The sequence below is a fragment of the Gordonia hongkongensis genome, from assembly GCF_023078355.1.
Taxonomy (GTDB): Bacteria; Actinomycetota; Actinomycetes; order Mycobacteriales; family Mycobacteriaceae; genus Gordonia; species Gordonia hongkongensis.
Genome location: NZ_CP095552.1, coordinates 3,541,196 through 3,561,825, shown reverse-complemented (window position 1 = coordinate 3,561,825; position 20,630 = coordinate 3,541,196). Strand labels below are relative to the sequence as shown.

The window sequence follows — 20,630 nt, the reverse complement described above, 5'->3', positions numbered from 1 at the left end:
TGACGGCGTGCCGATCACCGTAGTCATCGCAGATGACCAGGCCATGGTGCGTCAGGGCTTTTCGGCGCTGCTCGCCGCGCAACCCGACCTCTCGGTCCTCGGCGATGCCGCCGACGGGGTCGAGGCCGTCGAGGTGTGTCGTCGGGTGCGTCCCGACGTCGTGCTGATGGATGTGCGGATGCCGCGCAAGGACGGACTGTGGGCCGCGGAGCAGATACTCGCGTCTTCTGCCGAACCGCCCACGCGCGTGTTGATGCTGACGACCTTCGACATCGACGACTACGTGTACGAGGCGCTGCGCATAGGGGCATCGGGATTCTTGCTGAAGGATGCGCCAGCCGATGAGCTGGTGCGAGCGGTCCGCGTCGTGGCCGCGGGTGAGGCGTTGCTGGCACCGTCGATCACACGGCGGCTGATCACCGAGGTCACCGCCAGGCGCCGGCGGCCGGCGCGGGATCAGAAGCTCGACACGCTCACCCCACGGGAGCGCGAGGTGCTCGACCTGGTGGCCGACGGCAAGTCCAACGCCGAGATCGGCGCGGACCTGTTCGTGACCGAGCAGACGGTGAAGACCCATGTGAGCAGTCTCCTGAACAAGCTCCGGCTCCGGGATCGGGCGCAGGCCGTCGTGTTCGCCTACGAGAACGGCATCAAGTGATTTCGCGACCAGCGCCGGGCTCGCCGGGGCACTAGATTGGGGTTGCTCGGGCAGGTTGACCGATGACGACAGGGAGGGTGGTCTCACCAGTGGCCAAGAGGTTCGGCATTCTGACGTCCGGGGGAGACTGCCCCGGACTGAACGCGGTCATTCGCGGCGCAGTGCTCAAGGGTGAGACGGTGTACGGCCACGAGTTCGTCGGCTTCCGGGACGGCTGGGCCGGACTGGTCTACGGCGACATCGTCGAATTGAACCGGTCGACGGTCCGCGGCCTGTCGAACCAGGGCGGCACCATTCTCGGCACGAGCCGGTTCGGTCCCTACTCCGAACCCGACGGCGGTCCCGAGAACATCAAGAAGGTGCTGAAGAACCTCGAGATCGACGGCGTGATCGCGATCGGCGGCGAGGGCACGGCGGCGGCGTCGAAGCGGTTGTTCGACGACGGCATCAACATCGTCGGGGTTCCCAAGACCATCGACAACGACATCGCCGCCACCGACTACACCTTCGGGTTCAACACCGCGGTGGAGATCGCGACCGAGGCCATCGACCGCCTCCGCACCACCGGCAACTCGCACAAGCGGTGCATGGTCCTCGAGGTCATGGGTCGCCACGCGGGCTGGATCGCCCTGCACTCCGGGATCGCCGGCGGCGCCCACGTCATCCTGATCCCGGAGAACCCCGAGAGTCTCGACCAGATCTGTGCCTGGGTCACCAGCGTCAAGTCGCGCGGGCGTTCGCCGATGGTCGTCGTCGCCGAGGGGTTCAAGCTCCCGGAGATGAAGGAGGCGTACTCCACCAAGGGCCTCGACGGTTTCAACCGTCCCCGACTCGGTGGTGTGGGGGAGGTGCTCGCCCCGCTCATCGAGGAGCGGACCGGGATCGAGACCCGGGCCACCATCCTCGGCCACATCCAGCGCGGCGGCGTGCCGTCGGCCTACGACCGGGTGCTCGCGACCCGCATGGGGATGGCGACCGCCGACCTCGTCGCCGAGAAGGGCTGGGGGCAGATGGTCGCGCTGCACGGCACCGAGATCGCACGCATCACCTTCGACGAGGCACTTGGTGAACTGAAGACGGTGCCGTTGGATCAGTACAAGGAGATCCGGGTCATCTTCGGGTGAGATCGCGGCCGCGCGTCAGACGACAGGCGACACCGCCGACGCAACCGGTTCGCGAGGGATGATGATCCAGAGCGCCAGGTAGATCAGCACCTGGGGGCCGGGAAAGAGGATCGACAGAACGAACAGGACGCGGATGAGCGTCGGATCCCACCCCCAGCGCTGGGCGATGCCGCCGCAGACGCCGCCCAGCCACGAGTTCGTGCGCGAGCGCATCAGGCGGGGGCCGGTGCCGGCGGGTTGTGGGGTGGTCATCTCGTCCTCCTGTGTGGATTGTGGTCCGGCGTCGTTCGCCGGTGACATCCACGCTAGGAGCGGGTCCGGCTCCCGGCATCGGTGATCACCCTGAACGTGCCCCTGGGATATCGCCGCATAAACTGGCCGCTATGACTTCCGCAGCCGTCGACCTGTTGGACTACGACGAGGTGCTTGCCGCATTCGATCCGGTGATGGGTCTCGAGGTGCACGTCGAGCTGGGCACCGCGACCAAGATGTTCTGCGGGTGCCCCACCGAGTTCGGCGCCGACCCGAACACCCAGGTGTGCCCGGTGTGCATCGGACTGCCGGGCTCGCTCCCGGTCGCCAACGCCAAGGCCATCGAGTCCGCGATCCGCATCGGCCTCGCGCTGAACTGCTCCATCCGGCCGTCGAGCGTCTTCGCGCGGAAGAACTACTTCTACCCGGATCAGCCGAAGAACTACCAGATCTCGCAGTACGACGAGCCGATCGCCTACGACGGTTTCCTCGACGTCGTGCTCGGCGACGGCACCACCTGGCGGGTCGAGATCGAGCGCGCCCACATGGAGGAGGACACCGGCAAGTCGCTGCACATCGGCGGCTCGACGGGTCGAATCCATGGGGCGAGTCATTCGCTGCTCGACTACAACCGCGCGGGCGTGCCGCTCGTCGAGATCGTGACGCGGCCCATCGAGGGCGCGGGGGAACGCGCGCCCGAGGTGGCCCGGGCGTACGTGTCGGCACTGCGTGATCTGCTCAAGTCGCTGGACGTGTCGGACGTGCGCATGGACCAGGGCTCGATGCGCTGCGATGTGAACCTGTCGCTGAAGACCAAGGACGCCACCGAGTTCGGTACGCGCACCGAGACCAAGAACGTCAACTCGCTCAAGAGCGTCGAGGTGGCGGTTCGCTACGAGATGCGCCGTCAGGCCGCCATCCTGAAGGCCGGAGGCGAGATCGTCCAGGAGACGCGGCACTTCCACGAGACCGACGGCACCACGTCGGCCGGGCGCCGCAAGGAGACCGCCGAGGACTACCGCTACTTCCCGGAGCCGGATCTGCCTCCGGTGCAGCCGGATTCGGCGTGGATCGAGGAGTTGCGGGCGAACCTGCCCGAGCTGCCGTGGCTACGTCGCGCCCGCATCCAGCAGGACTGGGGAGTCTCCGACGAGGTCATGCGTGACCTCGTCAACGTCGGCGCGGTCGATCTCATCATCGCCACCGTCGACGCCGGGGCAGCACCCGAGGCGGCGCGCGGCTGGTGGGTGTCCTTCCTTGCGCAGCAGGCCAATTCTCGCGGAGTCGAACTCGCGGACCTGTCCATCACGCCGGCGCAGGTCGCCGAGATCATCGGGCTGGTCGACGAGGGCAAACTCACGACCAAGCTGGCGCAGCAGGTCGCGACCGCCGTCCTCGACGGTGAGGGTGAGCCCGCTCAGATCGTCGCCGACCGCGGCCTCGAGGTGGTTCGGGACGACTCCGCGCTCCAGAAGGCGGTCGACGACGCGCTCGCCGCCAACCCCGACATCGCCGACAAGATCCGCGGCGGGAAGGTCCAGGCCGCCGGCAAGATCGTCGGAGACGTCATGAAAGCGACTCGCGGACAAGCAGACCCGGCCCGCGTCAAAGAACTCGTCATCGCGGCCTGTTCCTGAGGCGGGCACAGCCCCTCTGCTCCCTGATCCGAAAGACGACACAACCATTGCTCCCTGAGGTGCGAGGAGCGCCAGCGACGAGCCACGAAGGGCCTGGTGAGACAGGTTGCGGAGCCCTTCGTGGCTCGCTTCGCTCGCACCTCAGGGAGCAGAGATGTGGACGCTCAAGAGTGTTCTTTCACGATCCACGACGGCCGCCCGGCCGCAGTTACTGAGGTGCGGGGAGCGCACGCCGCCGGGCCGAGCAAGCGACGAAGGAGCGCGTCGAGGTCGACGAGCCTTGAAGGGCGCGTCCCGGTCACGTCCGGTCGTTGCCACCGCCGGAGGGCAGGAAGCGGAACACGCGATCGTCGGTGGGCTTCGCTGAACCCACCTCCTTGTTGACGGTCGCCACCTGCAGCAGCCCATTGGGGAGCGCGGCCATCCGGCCGAGGGCACCGTACCGCCGGTCGAGCACGACAGCAGGAGCGGTGATCGTCGGCTCCTCGCGAGTGGGCTCGTTGATGGCCTCGATCCGTTGGGTGCGCGTCGTCGAGACGAAGATGCTGCCGCCGGCGACCCCGCAACCCGCGATCTGCGGCCGGTCCGGCCACGTCCACAGCACCTTGGGCCCGCCTTCTTCGAGCACCTGCACGCGATCCTCGGTGGCCGTCTGGTCGGCGACGTAGACCGTCCCCGTGGAAGCGTTGGGACACAACGCCACCGACGACCCGAAGCCGGATGCGAGGATCGCCGGCCGAGGGCCGTCGCCAGAGGTGAACGATGTCACCAGCAGTACCTTGCCGGCGAGGGACGACGGATCGTCCGCGGCCGCGGGATTCCCCGCATTGCCGGTGGCGACGACGAGTTCGGTCGGCGACCGGAAGTACATCGCGCCCATGTTCCCGGTGGCGCCCTTGGGGATGCCGGTCAGGATCGGCTTGGGCACGTCTCCCGGTGCCAGGCGGACGATGCGGTTGTCCGACGGGGTCGTGATGTAGGCGTAGATCAACCGGTCCTGAGAATAGGTGGGGGAGTAGGCGAAATCGATCAGACCGCCGTCACCGGACGCATCGACCGGCGTCTCTCCCAGGGTCCGGGCAGGCCCGTAGCGTTTGGTTGTGATGATCTTGCCGGTCGTACGTTCGGCGACCACGGTGACCTCGCCCTGCTCGTCGCCGGGCATCACACCGCCGGTGGACGCGAGGCACGTCGCGATCACCGCGGGGTCGGGGTCGACGCACGGGCCGGTCGGTGGCGGTTGCGTCTCGCGCGGGGTCTCCGGCGGTGGCGTCGGTTCGGGCTGGCCGCTCGGCCGGTTGTTGGGGCTGAACGCACCCGCCTCGCGTTGATTGTCCTGGGCGCTGAAGTCCGCGCAGCCGCCGACCAGCACCACGACCGCCGTCAGCAACGTCACCAGCACTCGCCACCGGGCCCACACCCGGCGGTCCGCCGTCGCGGCTGAACTCGTCCGGGCATCGTCGCGCGTGCCCGTCGGGCGCCCCTTCCACATGCCGTCCACAGTAATGGTGCTCCGGGTGGCGGTGCCCCGAGCGTGGTGCCCCGACTCACCCCGTCGGGGTCCGGTGACCGCAGTCCGCGAGCCTCTAGAGTCGGGCGTGTGAGCGAACGCGACACGTCGGGCACCAGCGAGCGCGACACACCGGCGACGAGCCCCTACGACGAACCGACCGGACAGATCCCGGTCCCGGGCGGCGCGACCGGCGCACCCGGCACCGGACCCGGGGCGGGCAGTTCGAGTCCCGACGCCGGCCCGCCGACGCCACCCGCGGTGACCGACCGAGACGACTTCTACAACCGGCACGCCCGGCGGTCGCCGGCCCCCTACTCCCGGGTGGACGACCTCGACGACCTCGATCCCGGCGACGTCGAGACCCGTTCGGTCGCCGCTGGTCCGGCCGCGACTCCTCGGCCCGGCCCGGCGCCGACGCGACCGGTCGCGGCGACCTCACGGCCTCCCGCCGGAACGGGTGCACCGTCCGATGACGACTTCGAGACCGTACAGTTCGCCAAACAGCCCGGCCCCGCGCGCGTGCAGACCGCCGACGACGCGGTCACCACCCCGGAGCCCGCCCTGCCGCCGGTCGGCACCGCGCGCTACGACTTCGTCGATGACGACGACGATCTGATCTCCCGCGCCCGAGCGCACGACGCCGCGTCCGACACCGAAGTGCTCGACGACGAGCCGCGCGGTCGACGTCGGTTCGGGCGGCGCCGAACCGACGACGACACCGATGATCGGCGCGGTGCCGGGGCCGACGACGACCTCGAGGACGCGCTCGCGAAATCGCGGCGCGGCACCATCGACCTGGGTTTGCTGCTGTTGCGTGTTGCGCTCGGCGGCCTGGTCGGTGCGCACGGCCTGCAGAAGCTCTTCGGGTTGTGGAACGGTCCGCGGTTGAGCGGCTTCGAGTCCATGCTCGTCGACGCCGGCTTCACCGCCGACTACGCCCAGATCCTCGCCATCGTCGGTGCGCTGTCGGAGACGATCGGTGGACTGATGGTGATCCTCGGGCTGCTGACCCCGATCGGGGCGTCGGCGATCCTCGGCACCATGCTCGTCGCCGCGGCCTACAAGATGTCGATGGCCGATGGCTTCTCGTTCTTCGCCGCCGCCGGCGGGGTCGAGTTCGAGCTCTTCCTCGCGGTGGCCGCGGCGGTCGTCATCCTGACCGGCCCGGGTCTGTACTCACTCGACTATCCGCGGGGTTGGGCGCGACGGCCGTTCGTCGGCTCGTTCCTCTGGCTCATCGTCGGCGTGGCGGCAGCCGTCGCGGTCTGGGTCCTGGCCAACGGGAGCAACCCGCTCATCTGAGTCGGCACCGACACAGAACGCGGGGGACGTATCGGAATCCGATACGTCCCCCGCACTCTGTGGTGAGGAGTCAGTCGACCTGACGCACCGCGCCGCGGTCGGCCGACGTCGCGAGCTTGGCGTACGCGCGGAGTGCGGTGGTCACCGTGCGCTGACGGTCCTTCGGCTGCCACGGCCGTTCGGAGGCCTCCATCTTGGCGCGGCGCTCGGCGAGCACCTCGTCGTCGACCAGGACCTCGAGGCGGCGGGTCTTGACGTCGATGAGGATCGGGTCGCCGTCCTCGACGAGTCCGATGGCACCACCCGACGCGGCTTCGGGGGACATGTGACCGACCGACAGGCCCGATGACCCGCCGGAGAACCGGCCGTCGGTGATGAGGGCGCACTTCTTGCCCATCCCGGTGCCCTTCATGAAGGCTGTCGGATGCAGCATCTCCTGCATGCCGGGGCCACCCGCGGGACCCTCGTACCGCACGACGAGTACCTCGCCGGCCTGGATGGTCTTGGAGAGGATGACCTGGACGGCGTCTTCCTGGCTCTCGACGACACGGGCCGGGCCCTCGAAGTGCCACAGGTCCTCGTCGATGCCCGCGGTCTTCAGGACAGCGCCGTCGGGGGCGAGGTTGCCGCGCAGCACGCACAGACCGCCTTCGACGGTGTAGGCGTGCTCGAGGTCGCGGATGCAACCGCCTGCGGCATCGGTGTCGAGCGAACTCCACCGGTTCGACGTCGAGAACGGAGTGGTGGTGCGGACGCCGCCCGGTGCGGCGTGGAAGAGTTCGACGGCCTCGTCGATAGCCTTGCCGCCGCGGATGTCCCAGTCGTCGAGCGCTTGGGCCATGGTCGGGGTGTGCACGGTCGACGCGGTGTCGTCGAGCAGGCCCGCGCGGCGCAGTTCCCCGAGGATCGCCGGGATTCCGCCGGCCCGGTGGACGTCCTCCATGTGGTAGTCCGAATTCGGCGAGACCTTCGACAGACACGGCACGTTGCGGCTGATCTCGTCGATGACTCCGAGGTCGAAATCGGCGACCTCTCCCTCCTGCGCGGCGGCGAGGATGTGCAGGACGGTGTTGGTCGAACCGCCCATCGCGACGTCGAGGGCCATCGCGTTGCGAAACGCGGTCGGCGTGGCGATGTTCCGCGGCAGCACCGATGCGTCGTCGTCGCGATACCAACGTGTCGCCGCATCGACGACGACCGTGCCGGCGCGCGCGAACAGGGCGCGGCGGGCCTCGTGGGTGGCCAGCGTCGAGCCGTTGCCGGGCAGTGCCAGTCCGAGAGCTTCGGTCAGACAGTTCATCGAGTTGGCAGTGAACATGCCCGAGCACGAACCGCACGTGGGGCACGCCGACCGCTCGACCTCGTCGAGTCCGGCGTCGTCGACAGCACTGTTCGCCGACGCCGAGATCGTGGTGATCAGGTCCGACGACGGATGTGCGACATCGCCGACGACGACTGCCTTGCCGGCTTCCATCGGCCCGCCGGAGACGAACACCGTCGGGATGTTCAGGCGCATCGCGGCGTTGAGCATGCCGGGAGTGATCTTGTCGCAGTTGGAGATACACACCAGCGCGTCCGCGGTGTGGGCGTTGACCATGTATTCGACCGAGTCGGCGATGATCTCGCGGCTGGGCAGCGAGTAGAGCATGCCGCCGTGACCCATCGCGATGCCGTCGTCGACGGCGATGGTGTGGAACTCCCGCGGCACGCCACCGGCGGCCCGCACGGCCTCGGCCACGATGTCGCCGACGTCCTTCAGGTGCACATGCCCCGGCACGAACTGGGTGTAGGAGTTGGCGATGGCCACGATCGGCTTGCCGAAGTCGTCGTCGGTCATCCCGGTGGCGCGCCACAGGGAGCGGGCGCCGGCGGCTTCGCGGCCGACGGTGGTGGTACGTGACCTCAGAGCAGGCATGGGTTCCTCGAATCGATCGTGTGGCTCAGGCGGCCCGGCGCGATCGGACGTGCGGTGACGGACCGGCGCCGGACTCTTCGGCTCAACACCGCGACCCCGGGTGTGTTCCCACGGGCTGTGGCCGGGGGTGAAACTGTGTTGACGGGCGCCGCCTCGCTGAGGGTGGGCGTGAGGGAGCACCGAGAAGCAGGCTACTCCGCTGTGACGATGGGTAACAAAACCATTCGGGCGTGCGGGCCGGGCCGCGCCGGTGCCGTCCTCGGTCGGGGTCAGATCCCCAGCACCGTCTTGGCGATCGAGAAGTAGAGGAGAAGGCCGGTGGCGTCGCAGAACGTCGAGATGAACGGCGTGGAGAACACCGCGGGATCGACGCGGATCGACTTCGCGATCAGCGGCATCACGCCGCCCACGGTCGCGGCAAGGGTGCACACCGACAGGATCGTCAGGCCGATCACCACACCGATCTCGAGGCCGTAGACGAGTGCGGCGACGGTGAACCCGGCGAGTCCGAGTAGCGCGCCCATGGTCAGTCCGACGCGGACCTCCTTGGCGGCGACGCGGGCGACGTCGCGCGGGGCGACCTCGTCGGTGGCGAGTGCGCGGGTCACGGTCGTCGCCGCCTGCGAACCGGTGTTCCCGCCGATCCCGGTGAGCAGCGGGATGAACAGTGCCAGCGCGACCCGCTGCTCGAGGGTGCCCTCGAAGATCTCCAGCACGTTGACGGTGAGGATCGCCGACACCGCGAGCACGAACAGCCACACGATCCGGGCGCGCGTGATCGACAGGATGGACGAGAACAGGTACGGGTCGCGGAGGGGTTCACGCGCGCCCGCACGGGCCTCGTCGGTGTCCCGGGCCTGCTCGACGACGTCGACGGCATCGTCGATCGTCAGGACGCCGACCAGGCGGCTGTCGCTGTCGACGACGGGCATGGCGAGGATTCCCCGGTCCACACACCTCTGTGCGGTGGCCTCGGCGTCATCCTCGGCATGAGCGAACATCGGCTTGTTCATCAGGTCGTGGACGGGTTCGGCCGGGTCGGCCAGGAGGAGGTCGCGCAGGCTGACCACACCGCACAGCGAGCGAGCGCCGTCGAGGACGGGCACCGTGTAGATCGTCTCCGCGGCGTGTCTGCGTTCTCGCACGCGGGCCAACGCGTCGCCGGCCGGTTCGTCCTCTCGGGCGTGGACGAACTCGGGACTCATCCGACGCCCCACCGAACCGCGCGGGTAGCCGAGAACCACCGCGGTCATGTCGCGTTCGGCCGGGGTTAACTGCTGGATCAGCGACTTGGCGACTCCCGCGGGCAACTCGTCCAGCAACTCGGCGCGATCGTCGGGGTCGAGGTGGTCGAAGGCGGCGGCCACGTCCGCGGTGCCCAGATCGTCGATGAGGCGGCGCTGCGAGCCGGCCGACAGATCGTCGAACACCTCCACCGCGAGGTCCTTGGCCAGCAGACGGAACGCGACGCCACGGGACTTGTGGGGGAGCCGGTCGAGCAGGGCGGCGATGTCGCCCGCGGGCATCGCGGACAGCGTCGTCCCGACGTCTGCGAGGCGACCTGCCGAGATCAGTTCGTCGAGTTCACCGGCGTCGAATGTTCGGGTGTGCTCCACGGCCGCACTCTATCGCCGGCAGGTGGAGGCCTCTGAGACCGAGCGGAGTCGGATCCGTGCCGGAAACGAGGAGACCGTGACTACTCGGCAGAGCGGGCCGCCTCGAAGGGGTCCGGAATGCGGCCACCACTGACGAGCGACAACGCGGGAAGATCACGGAAACCGATGGCGGGCAGACGAACTCGACTGCCATCCGTCAGGACCGCACGCACCGAACTCCACTTCGGGAACTGCAGGCCGGCGATGTCGGACCAGGCGATCTCGGTGGTCGAGAACATCCGCACCGAGGTGAGTCCGTTCTCGGTGACCACGGTCCGCAACCGGTGGATCCACAACCAGACCAGGACCGGGACGATCAGGGCGAAGGCAAACCACGGGGAGGCGCCGACCAGGAGCACGACCACCAGCGCGGCCATCGGGACCGTGAAGTAGGCGGTCCGGTTGATACGGAACGTCACCGGATAGTCGAATGCGACGTCGTCGGCAGGGGTCGCGCTGGTCTTCGGGTCTACGGGGTCGGTGGAATCAGTCGGCACCGCTCCATTGTGCCAACCGGCCCCGAGGCCTCTCGCCGACGGGTTCGTCGCGCCGGACCGAAATCGAGGTGCGCAGACAACCGACTCGACCAGTGTTTTCCCAGATGGTGAGACGGCGTGGTCCGGAGTTTGACTCAGAACCGAACACAGTCCTACCGTGAACCCGTGATGCAGAACGGGATCCTCGTAGTAATCGGCTGGCGCGTCTTCGCCTGACCGGTCACCTCGCAGACCCCCAACCGGCATCGACGCGCCACCCTCGAACAGCGGAAGCTGTCGGGGGTTTTTTCATGCCAGGTACTTCCATCACCGATATCGGATTCCACAACCAAGATGAGGATCGTGCAGTGAGCGCACCAACAGCACGCACCGACGCCGGCCGCAACGAGCCGACGCGCAACGCAGGACTGCGGCAGCAGTCTCCGGCGGCGGGCAACCTCCGTGCGGTAACCCAGCACACCGTTGCTCCCGAGCGTGTCAGCGGCGCCCAGTCTGTGGTTCGTTCCCTCGAGGAGCTCGGTGTCGAGGTCGTCTTCGGCATTCCGGGTGGCGCGGTCCTGCCGGTCTACGACCCGCTGCTGGACTCGCAGAAGGTCCGCCACGTCCTCGTCCGTCACGAGCAGGGCGCAGGTCACGCCGCGACCGGGTACGCCCAGGTCGCCGGACGCGCCGGCGTCATGATGGCCACGTCCGGTCCCGGTGCCACCAACCTGGTGACCCCGCTGGCCGACGCCCAGATGGACTCGGTGCCGGTCGTCGCGATCACCGGCCAGGTCGGTCGCGCGCTCATCGGCACCGATGCGTTCCAGGAAGCCGACATCTCGGGTATCACGATGCCCGTCACCAAGCACAACTTCCTGGTCAGCCGGGCGATCGACATCCCGAAGACCATCGCCGAGGCGTTCCACATCGCCGAGAGCGGTCGTCCCGGCGCGGTCCTGGTCGACATCCCCAAAGACATCTTGCAGGCGCAGACCACGTTCTCCTGGCCGCCGCAGATCGACCTGCCCGGTTACCGCCCGGTGACCAAGCCCCACGGCAAGCAGGTTCGCGAGGCGGCCCGCATGATCAACGCCGCGAAGTCGCCGGTGCTCTATGTCGGCGGCGGTGTCATCAAGGCGAACGCGTCGGCCGAGCTGCTGGAACTGGCCGAGCTGACCGGCATCCCGGTGGTCACCACGCTGATGGCACGCGGCGCGTTCCCCGACAGCCACCAGCTGCACCTGGGCATGCCCGGCATGCACGGCACGGTGGCGGCGGTCGCGGGCCTGCAGCGCAGCGACCTGCTGATCACCCTCGGAGCACGCTTCGACGACCGGGTCACCGGACAGTTGTCGTCGTTCGCGCCGAACGCCAAGGTCATCCATGCCGACATCGACCCCGCCGAGATCGGCAAGAACCGGCCCGTCGACGTGCCGATCGTCGGTGACTGCAAGGCGGTCATCGCCGAGCTCACCGAGGCGCTGCGCGAGGAGCGGGCGACCAGCGGCTCGACTCCCGACATCTCGCAGTGGTGGTCCTACCTCGACAACCTGCGTCGGACCTATCCGCTGAGCTACGACCGTCAGACCGACGGCTCGATGTCGCCGGAGTTCGTCATCCAGGCCCTCGGCAAGGCCGCCGGCCTGGACGCGGTGTACTGCGCAGGTGTCGGCCAGCACCAGATGTGGGCCGCACAGTTCATCTCCTACGAGAAGCCGCGCACCTGGCTCAACTCCGGTGGTCTGGGCACGATGGGCTACGCGGTGCCCGCCGCCATGGGCGCCAAGGCCGCCGACCCCGACGCCGAGGTCTGGGCGATCGACGGTGACGGCTGTTTCCAGATGACCAACCAGGAACTCGCCACCTGCGCGATCGAGGGCATCCCGATCAAGGTGGCGCTGATCAACAACGGCAACCTGGGCATGGTCCGTCAGTGGCAGACGCTGTTCTACGAAGAGCGTTACTCGAACACCGATCTGTCGACGCACTCGCGGATGATCCCGGACTTCGTCAAGCTCTCGGAGGCGCTGGGCTGCGTGGCCTTCCGCGTCGAGCGCGAGGAGGACGTCGACGAGGTGATCGCGAAGGCGCGGGAGATCAACGACCGCCCGGTGGTCATCGACTTCATCGTCGGCAAGGACGCCCAGGTGTGGCCGATGGTCGCCGCCGGTACCGGCAACGACGAGATCATGGCCGCCCGCGACATCCGGCCGCTGTTCGACGACGACGAGTCGGCGTCGGGTCCGGTGGAGATCCACCAGGCGATGGATGGCCATCAAACGGTCGACAACGCGCCGGCCGATCGCGCAAACCAGAAGGACGAGCAGTGAGCACCACCCATACCCTCAGTGTCCTGGTCGAAGACCGACCCGGCGTCCTCGCGAGGATCTCGGCGCTGTTCTCGCGGCGCGGATTCAACATCGAGTCACTCGCCGTGGGCCCCACCGAGCTCAAGGGCATCTCGCGGATGACCATCATGGTCTCGGTGGAGGACTTCCCCCTCGAGCAGGTCACCAAGCAGCTCAACAAGTTGATCAACGTGATCAAGATCGTCGAGCAGGACCCGGCGAGCTCGGTCTCGCGCGAGCTGATGATGGTCAAGGTGCGGTCGGATTCGACGGTGCGCACCGAGGTCATCGAGGTGGTGAATCTGTTCCGCGCCAAGGTGATCGACGTCTCGCCCGAGTCGCTGACGATCGAGGCCACCGGCACGTCGGAAAAACTCGAAGCACTTCTGCGGATGCTCGATCCGTATGGAATCCGGGAGATCGCGCAATCGGGCGCGGTGACCCTCGGTCGGGGACCGAAGAGCATGTCGGCCAACCGCTGACAGAGAATCCCGCTGTCCTCGCGCTCATCTGAGCATCGGCGAGGAGCGACAAGGGAATTACGAATCCCGACGGATTCTTCAGAATCCGCCAGGGACACCACATATCGAAGGGAAACATAGTGGCCATCGAACTGTTCTACGACGACGACGCGGATCTGTCGATCATCCAGGGTCGCAAGGTCGCGGTGATCGGCTACGGCAGCCAGGGCCATGCGCATTCGCTGTCGCTGCGCGATTCCGGCGTCGACGTCGTGATCGGTCTGCGTGAGGGCTCCAAGTCGAAGGCCAAGGCCGAGGAGCAGGGCCTCAAGGTGCTCACCGCATCCGAGGCCGCCGCCTGGGCCGACGTCATCATGGTGCTGGCGCCCGACACCTCGCAGGCGAAGATCTTCACCGAGGACATCGAGCCGAACCTGCAGGACGGCAACGCGCTGTTCTTCGGCCACGGTCTCAACATCCACTTCGGCCTCATCAAGGCGCCGGAGAACGTGACCGTCGCGATGGTCGCCCCGAAGGGCCCCGGCCACCTCGTGCGCCGCCAGTTCGTCGACGGCAAGGGCGTTCCCGCGCTCATCGCCGTCCACCAGGACCCCAAGGGCGAGGGCCAGGCGCTTGCGCTGAGCTACGCCAGCGCCATCGGCGGTGGTCGTGCCGGAATCATCAAGACCACGTTCAAGGAAGAGACCGAGACCGACCTCTTCGGCGAGCAGGCCGTGCTGTGCGGCGGCACCGAGGAACTGGTCAAGACCGGCTTCGAGGTGATGGTCGAGGCGGGTTACGCCCCCGAGATGGCCTACTTCGAGGTGCTGCACGAGCTCAAGCTGATCGTCGACCTCATGTACGAGGGCGGCATCGCGCGCATGAACTACTCGGTCTCGGACACCGCCGAGTTCGGCGGTTACGTGTCGGGCCCGCGGGTCATCGACGCCGACACCAAGGAGCGCATGCGCGGCATCCTCACCGACATCCAGGACGGCACCTTCGTCAAGCGCCTCGTCGCCAACGTCGAGGGCGGCAACAAGGAGCTCGAGGGCCTGCGCAAGGAGAACGCCGAGCACCCGATCGAGGTCACCGGCAAGAAGCTGCGCGACCTGATGAGCTGGGTTGATCGTCCGATCACCGAGACCGCCTGAGTCGCAGCGGTATTGCGCTGAACGTAGCGCCGACAGCGGGTCCGCACCGATGTGGTGCGGGCCCGCGTGCGTCTCCGCAGACCCACCCCTTTTCGGCAAACCCACCGGGGTCGCGGGGTGAGGAAATACCGAAAATGGGTGGGTTCGGCTCGACGGGTTTAATGTCTGACTCGTGGACAGCCAAGGGATCGTTCTGCCACCGCCGGTCTATGTCGACGTGGAGCGTGTTGCGACATATGTTCTCGAGCCGGCGGGGCACACCGACATCGATGTGGTGATGTGCCACGGGACTCCGTGGTCGGCGTACGTGTGGGCCGGCGTGGCGCAACAGATCGGCCTCGGTCGCCGAGTCTTCCTGTGGGACATGCCTGGATACGGGCAGTCGATGGTCACGGACGCACCGGTGGATCTGGCGACCCAGATGTCGAGATTCGCTGTGCTGCAGTCTCAGTGGGGTCTGACGCGGCCGCACGTGATCGCACACGACATCGGGGGCGCGGTGGCACTGGGCGCGCATCTGCTCCACGGTCGCGAGTACGCGTCGTTGTTCCTCTGGGACATCGTGACTCTCGATCCGTGGGGGTCGCCCTTCTTCCGACTGGTCGCCGACAACACCGAGGTCTTCGAGCAACTTCCCGACCCCTTGCACGCGGCGTTGGTGCGCGAGTACATCGCCGGTGCCGCGCGGCACCGGCTGACGGACAATGACCTCGACGAGCTGACTCGTCCGTGGCTCGGCGGGGACGGCAAGGCCGGGTTCTATCGTCAGATCGCGGCATTGCGGCCGGAGCATACCAGACCCGTCGCGGAACGCCTGTCTCAGGTTCGATGCCCGACGCGGATCGGCTGGGGCGCCGACGATCCGTGGATTCCCGTCGAGCAGGCCACGCAGCTACGAGACCTCCTGCCCGACCGCCGCGACCCCGTGATCCTCGACGGTGTCGGACATCTCGCACCCCTGGAGGCGACGGCAGCGGTCACCCGGGAGATCGAGGACTGGCTCGGGGTCACCCGGTGACCGAAGCCGGCTGACCACCCGGGTCGTGCTCGGCCCGAGCAGTCGTCCCGGCGCCTCACTGCGCACGTCACCCCGCACACGACGACGCCCCGGAGGAAACCATCCGGGGCGTCGGTGGGGGTGGGACCCAGAGTCGTCAGGCGACCCGGAACCCCTTGTAAGCGTCGAGCGAAGCGATCCGCTTCAGGATCGGCTGGATGTTGGTGCCGGTCTCGGGGCCGAGGCAACCGAGGAAGTAGTAGGCGTTCACCATGCCCACCAGCCGGTCGCCGACGACCACGGGGCTACCGGAGTCACCTTCGATGACGCACATCTGGCTGACGTGCACGTCGCCGTCGGAGAACCAGGCGATGCCGCAGGTGTTGCCGGTGGTCCGGCCTTCTTTGCAGGCGATGGTCGGGAAGGCGAGCGGCGCCTGGTCGACCGAGCGGATCGTCACGCCGCGGACCGTGCGCAGCGGCACGACTCGCGAGGCGTCGAGTTCGATGATCGCCATGTCGAGATCCGGCGCGGTGTAGGTGATGGTGCCTGCCTGGCCGCGGTCCTGGAACGTCTCGGAGTAGACCTTCTGGCCGGGAGTGCCGCAGTGTCCCGCGGTGACGCCGATGAGCTTGTTGGTCTTCGAGCGGCCGATGGTGGTCAGGGTGCAGGCCGCGGCGGAGTTGCCGCCCTTGAGCACCAGGATTCCGGACCCGCCTCCCATGAAGATCTTCGCCGGTGCGGCGACCGCGACGCCCCCTCCCCAGCCGGCCAGCACCGTCGCAGCCAAAACCGCCAACAGTACTGTCAGCTTCTTCGTCATCCGCACTCCACTTCTCGGGTCTACCAGTTCTCGATCACGGGCATCGCCGCCCGTCGGGAACTTAGCGATGGGCGGCAAGCACACCGTACCGGGCGCCCCACGCGCGCACGGCGGCGTGGGATCGAGCCGCGGTCGGTTTGCAACACTTCTGTGATGCGCCGCGCGAGTTGCCGTAATGCGCGTCACACTCTACTCGTGCCGGGGGACAGGGCTCTCGTTCCGGGGTAGACCGCATGCTCGACGGCACCTACCACACCTTTAAGCTGTCGTACGGAGTCGTCATCGACACTCCGAACCGACGTTCGTGAAACCGCACTCCCCGAACCTGGAGAAATGACTGTGAGCTCTGCTGGCCGCCCGGTTGTACTCATCGCCGACAAGCTGGCGCCGTCCACCGTGGAAGCACTCGGTGACGGTGTCGAGGTGCGATGGGTCGACGGCCCGGATCGTCCCAAGTTGCTCGAGGCGGTCGTCGACGCCGACGCCATTCTGGTCCGCTCCGCGACGACCGTGGATGCCGAGGTCCTCGACGCGGGCAAGAAGCTGAAGATCATCGCCCGGGCGGGTGTCGGTCTGGACAACGTCGACGTGCCTGCCGCGACCGAGCGCGGCGTCATGGTCGTCAACGCCCCGACCTCGAACATCCACACCGCGGCCGAACATGCCGTCGCGCTGCTGATGGCAGCGTCGCGCCAGATCCCGGCCGCGGACGCCACCTTGCGCGAGAAGACCTGGAAGCGTTCGTCGTTCAACGGCGTCGAGATCTTCGACAAGACCGTCGGTGTCGTCGGACTCGGCCGCATCGGCCAGCTGGTGGCCGCGCGGCTGGCAGCCTTCGAAACCCACATCATCGCCTACGACCCCTACGTGTCGCCGGCTCGTGCGGCCCAGCTCGGGATCGAGCTGGTCAGCCTCGACGAACTCCTCGAACGCGCCGACTTCATCACCGTCCACCTGCCGAAGACCCCGGAGACCCTGGGCCTCATCGGCGCCGAGCAGCTCGCCCGGACCAAGAAGGGCGTCGTCATCGTCAACGCCGCCCGCGGTGGCCTCATCGACGAGCAGGCACTGGCCGACGCGATCAACTCCGGTCAGGTCCGCGCGGCCGGCCTGGACGTCTTCGCCACCGAGCCCTGTACCGACTCGCCGCTCTTCGAGCTGCCGCAGGTCGTCGTGACGCCCCACCTCGGCGCATCGACCAGCGAGGCGCAGGATCGCGCGGGCACCGACGTCGCCAAGAGCGTCCGGCTGGCGCTGGCCGGTCACTTCGTCCCCGACGCCGTCAACATCACCGGGGGCGCCGTCGACGAAGAGGTCGCACCGTGGCTCGAGGTCGCTCGCAAGGCGGGCGTGCTCGTCGGGGCCATCAGCAAGGAGCCGCCGACCTCCATCGTCGTCGACGTACGGGGTGAACTCGCCGCGAACAACGTCGACGTGCTCGGCCTGTCCGCGCTGCGCGGCCTGTTCTCCGCAGTGCTCGACGAGCCGGTCACCTTCGTCAACGCCCCCGCGGTCGCCGAGGGACGCGGCGTGACCAGCGAGGTCACCACCGCGCCGGAGAGTCCCAACCACCGCAGCGTGGTCGACGTGAAGGCCGTGTTCGCCGACGGCTCGACCCACAATGTCTCGGGCACCCTGTCGGGTCCGCGCCTGGTGGAGAAGATCGTCAACATCAACGGCCGCAACTTCGACCTGCGTGCCGAAGGGCACAACCTCATCGTCAGCTACGCCGACCAGCCGGGTTCCCTCGGCAAGATCGGAACGCTGCTCGGGAACGCCGGCATCGACATCCTGGCGGCCGGTTTGTCGCAGGACGCCGAGGGCGGCGGCGCGACCATGATGCTGCGCGTGAGCAGCGTCCTCGACGACGAGGTCGTCGCCGCGATCGGTGACGCGGTCAGCGCAACCCTCATCGAACAGGTCGACCTCGCATGAAACTCGCAGTCATCGCCGGCGACGGCATCGGTCCCGAGGTCATCGGCGAGGCGCTGGGCGTCCTCGACTCGGTCGTACCGTCGGTGAGCACCACCGAGTTCGACCTCGGCGCGCGCCGCTACCACCGCAACGGCGAGCTGCTCACCGAGGACGACCTCGAGTCGCTTCGTCGTCACGACGCGATCCTGTTGGGCGCCATCGGCGATCCGTCCGTACCGTCGGGCGTGCTGGAGCGCGGTCTGCTCCTGACGATGCGATTCGCACTCGACCACCACGTCAACCTGAGGCCGTCGCGCCGCTTCCCCGGTGTCTCCTCGCCCCTCGCGGGCGACCCCGACATCGACTTCGCGGTCGTGCGGGAGGGGACCGAGGGGCCCTACACCGGCAACGGTGGCGCGATCCGTGTCGGAACCCCGAACGAGGTCGCCACCGAGGTCAGCGTCAACACCCGGTTCGGTGTGGAACGCGTCGTGCGCAACGCATTTCAGCGTGCCCAGCAGCGTCGCAAGAAGCTGACGCTGGTCCACAAGACCAACGTGTTGACCTTCGCCGGGTCGATGTGGAGTCGCGCGGTCGAGGAGGTGGGTGCCGAGTTCCCCGACGTCACCACCGACTACTGCCACGTGGACGCGGCGACCATCTACCTGGTCACCGACCCCGGCCGCTTCGACGTGATCGTCACCGACAACCTGTTCGGCGACATCATCACCGACATCGCCGCCGCGGTGAGCGGTGGTATCGGGTTGGCCGCGTCGGGCAACATCGACGCCACCGGCGCCAACCCCTCGATGTTCGAGCCGGTGCACGGCTCGGCACCCGACATCGCCGGGCAGGGCAAGGCCGATCCGACGGCCGCGATCCTGTCGGTCGCGCTCCTGCTCCAGCATCTCGGCGACGACGACGCCGCGGCCCGGATCGAGAAGGCCGTCGCCGACGACCTCGCCGAGCGCAGCGGTACGTTCAGCACCTCCGAGATCGGTGCGCGTATCCGCGAACGGCTCTGATTCGCAGGCAGATTCAAGAGCAACGGGCGAACCCGCCACCGATTCGGTGGCGGGTTCGCCCGTTGGTGGGGTTACACGTCGACCAGCTCATCGGCTGCCCGCATCCGGTCGCGCGGGACCAGGGGCGTCGCGATAAGCGGTGCCAGGGCGGTCGCGGCAAAGGCGATCGGGAAACCGACGGTCGCGATGAGTGCTCCGAGAAGCGGTGTGGTCGCCGCGGTCACCAGATACTGTCCGGTGTTCTGCACGGCGAGTCCGCGTCCGCTCCATTCCGGTCCGACGTACTCGGCTATGGCGGTGAACGCCAAGCCGTTGTCGGCCACCGAGATGACACTCGCCACCGCCATGAGCGCGGGCGCGAGTGGGCTGTCGAACCAGTCGGCGATCGCGAGCGCGGACATGGCGGCGACACCGGCCACCGCGATCACGCGGACCGGTCGCATCCGCGACATCCAGGCGTCCGACCACCGTCCGGCGACGATCCGGCCCAGTGCACCGATGATCTGGGTCACGGTGATCAGGGTTCCGGCGCCGGCCGGTGACCACCCGTGCGCGACGATCAGCCAGGTCGGTACGAAGGTCCACAGCATGGACTGGGGGATGACCAGCAGCATGCTGACGATGTGGATGCGTGCGAGGAAAGAGTTGTCGCGGTAGGGATTCGTGCGCGGGGGAGGGTTGCCGACCGTCGACGCGGGAGCCGGCCGACGCGGCGGATCGGTGATGCCGACGACCACCGCGACGAGTCCTGCAGCAGTCACCACGGCTGGGATCGCCAGTGCCGCAGCGGGTCCCGAACTCGCTGCGACAACCGGCATGGTGAGAGCGCAGACGCCGATCCCCAGCGGTTGTGCCATCTGCCGGATGCCCATCGCAGTCCCACGCTGGTGTGCGGGAAACCAGCCGACGACGATGCGACCGCTGGCCCCGTTCGCCGCCCCCGAGCCGAGACCGCCCACGAAGAGCGCGGCACCCACGACGGCATAGGACGCATCGGCTGACGCGGCGACGGTCGCCCCGGTCGCGCCGGCGAGCGAGATCGACAGCGACAGCAGGAGGATCCGTCGTTCGCCGTAGCGGTCCAACAGGATTCCCCACGGGATCGTCGCCGCCATCAGTCCGACCGTCGGGATCGCGGCAAGCGCCGAGGCCTGGGTGAGGGTGAGTCCGGCGTCGGTGTGCAGCGTGGGGATCAGGTAGGCGACACCGCTGACCACACAAGTCGTGGTGAGCGCGGCGAGCAGCGAGCACCCGAGGATGATCCACCTTCGGGCAGTGGTGATGTCGTCGACATCGGTCATGGTCTACTCACCTCGCTGCCTGTCCGGACCCGGTGAACCGGGGTTGGATATCTCAATATATGAAACAGTGTG

General features: G+C 68.0%; 17 protein-coding genes. 10 read left to right on the top strand and 7 right to left on the bottom strand.

What is annotated here, in order from left to right:
* The first annotated feature begins 7 nt into the window (after nt 1–7).
* The gene (locus MVF96_RS16155) at nt 8–658 is read left to right on the top strand and encodes a response regulator (RefSeq protein WP_065632692.1); all 651 of its coding nucleotides are present in this window, start codon (nt 8–10) and stop codon (nt 656–658) included.
* Between the two features lie 89 nt (nt 659–747).
* Nucleotides 748–1,782 carry a 6-phosphofructokinase gene (locus tag MVF96_RS16150; protein WP_137809003.1) on the top strand — a complete coding sequence of 345 codons (1,035 nt, stop codon included), beginning with the start codon at nt 748–750 and terminating at the stop codon, nt 1,780–1,782.
* A 15-nt stretch (nt 1,783–1,797) separates the two neighbouring features.
* Here MVF96_RS16150 and MVF96_RS16145 read toward each other — a convergent pair whose 3' ends face one another.
* Nucleotides 1,798–2,034, bottom strand: a complete 237-nt coding sequence (locus MVF96_RS16145) for a PspC domain-containing protein (protein WP_137809002.1) — start codon at nt 2,032–2,034, stop codon at nt 1,798–1,800.
* Between the two features lie 131 nt (nt 2,035–2,165).
* On the opposite strand from MVF96_RS16145, the gene gatB reads away from it, so the two are divergent.
* A complete protein-coding gene (gene gatB, locus MVF96_RS16140) occupies nt 2,166–3,671 on the top strand; it encodes an Asp-tRNA(Asn)/Glu-tRNA(Gln) amidotransferase subunit GatB (protein ID WP_247449683.1) in 1,506 nt (501 codons plus the stop codon).
* A 298-nt stretch (nt 3,672–3,969) separates the two neighbouring features.
* Here the strand turns inward: gatB and MVF96_RS16135 are convergent, their stop codons facing one another.
* Nucleotides 3,970–5,163, bottom strand: coding sequence for a PQQ-dependent sugar dehydrogenase (locus MVF96_RS16135; protein WP_388031272.1), 1,194 nt, complete (start codon nt 5,161–5,163; stop codon nt 3,970–3,972).
* A 108-nt stretch (nt 5,164–5,271) separates the two neighbouring features.
* On the opposite strand from MVF96_RS16135, the gene MVF96_RS16130 reads away from it, so the two are divergent.
* A complete protein-coding gene (locus MVF96_RS16130) occupies nt 5,272–6,486 on the top strand; it encodes a DoxX family protein (RefSeq protein ID WP_137809001.1) in 1,215 nt (404 codons plus the stop codon).
* Between the two features lie 70 nt (nt 6,487–6,556).
* Here the strand turns inward: MVF96_RS16130 and ilvD are convergent, their stop codons facing one another.
* The 3 genes from ilvD to MVF96_RS16115 form a co-directional block, all read right to left on the bottom strand.
* Nucleotides 6,557–8,401 carry a dihydroxy-acid dehydratase gene (ilvD, locus tag MVF96_RS16125; protein WP_065632696.1) on the bottom strand — a complete coding sequence of 615 codons (1,845 nt, stop codon included), beginning with the start codon at nt 8,399–8,401 and terminating at the stop codon, nt 6,557–6,559.
* A 269-nt stretch (nt 8,402–8,670) separates the two neighbouring features.
* Nucleotides 8,671–10,017 (bottom strand): magnesium transporter, encoded by a 1,347-nt coding sequence (mgtE, locus tag MVF96_RS16120; protein WP_247449681.1) that lies wholly within the window; start codon nt 10,015–10,017, stop codon nt 8,671–8,673.
* 80 nt (nt 10,018–10,097) lie between these two features.
* Nucleotides 10,098–10,553, bottom strand: a complete 456-nt coding sequence (locus tag MVF96_RS16115; RefSeq protein WP_068972332.1) for a PH domain-containing protein — start codon at nt 10,551–10,553, stop codon at nt 10,098–10,100.
* Between the two features lie 347 nt (nt 10,554–10,900).
* On the opposite strand from MVF96_RS16115, the gene MVF96_RS16110 reads away from it, so the two are divergent.
* The 4 genes from MVF96_RS16110 (at nt 10,901) to MVF96_RS16095 (ending at nt 15,516) form a co-directional block, all read left to right on the top strand.
* Nucleotides 10,901–12,865: an acetolactate synthase large subunit gene (locus MVF96_RS16110; RefSeq protein WP_247449679.1), complete on the top strand. Its 1,965-nt coding sequence runs from the start codon at nt 10,901–10,903 to the stop codon at nt 12,863–12,865.
* Complete coding sequence (gene ilvN / locus MVF96_RS16105) at nt 12,862–13,365, top strand: acetolactate synthase small subunit (protein WP_058252141.1); 504 nt, start codon at nt 12,862–12,864, stop codon at nt 13,363–13,365. Before MVF96_RS16110 ends, ilvN begins: the two co-directional genes overlap by 4 nt.
* 119 nt (nt 13,366–13,484) lie before the next feature.
* Entirely contained in the window at nt 13,485–14,498 is a 1,014-nt protein-coding gene (ilvC, locus tag MVF96_RS16100) for a ketol-acid reductoisomerase (RefSeq protein WP_058252140.1), read from the top strand.
* Nucleotides 14,499–14,670: 172 nt separating this feature from the next.
* Nucleotides 14,671–15,516 carry an alpha/beta fold hydrolase gene (locus tag MVF96_RS16095; protein WP_247449677.1) on the top strand — a complete coding sequence of 282 codons (846 nt, stop codon included), beginning with the start codon at nt 14,671–14,673 and terminating at the stop codon, nt 15,514–15,516.
* Nucleotides 15,517–15,652: 136 nt separating this feature from the next.
* Here MVF96_RS16095 and MVF96_RS16090 read toward each other — a convergent pair whose 3' ends face one another.
* Nucleotides 15,653–16,318 carry a chymotrypsin family serine protease gene (locus tag MVF96_RS16090; RefSeq protein ID WP_058252132.1) on the bottom strand — a complete coding sequence of 222 codons (666 nt, stop codon included), beginning with the start codon at nt 16,316–16,318 and terminating at the stop codon, nt 15,653–15,655.
* Between the two features lie 339 nt (nt 16,319–16,657).
* Here MVF96_RS16090 and serA point away from each other — a divergent pair, with 339 nt between their 5' ends.
* Both serA and MVF96_RS16080 read left to right on the top strand, forming a co-directional pair.
* Nucleotides 16,658–18,253, top strand: coding sequence for a phosphoglycerate dehydrogenase (serA, locus tag MVF96_RS16085; protein WP_058252194.1), 1,596 nt, complete (start codon nt 16,658–16,660; stop codon nt 18,251–18,253).
* Nucleotides 18,250–19,257 (top strand): 3-isopropylmalate dehydrogenase, encoded by a 1,008-nt coding sequence (locus MVF96_RS16080; RefSeq protein WP_247449675.1) that lies wholly within the window; start codon nt 18,250–18,252, stop codon nt 19,255–19,257. The genes serA and MVF96_RS16080 overlap by 4 nt, the downstream gene beginning before the upstream one ends.
* 71 nt (nt 19,258–19,328) lie before the next feature.
* Here the strand turns inward: MVF96_RS16080 and MVF96_RS16075 are convergent, their stop codons facing one another.
* Nucleotides 19,329–20,558 (bottom strand): MFS transporter, encoded by a 1,230-nt coding sequence (locus MVF96_RS16075; RefSeq protein ID WP_065632708.1) that lies wholly within the window; start codon nt 20,556–20,558, stop codon nt 19,329–19,331.
* Nucleotides 20,559–20,630 lie beyond the last annotated feature (72 nt).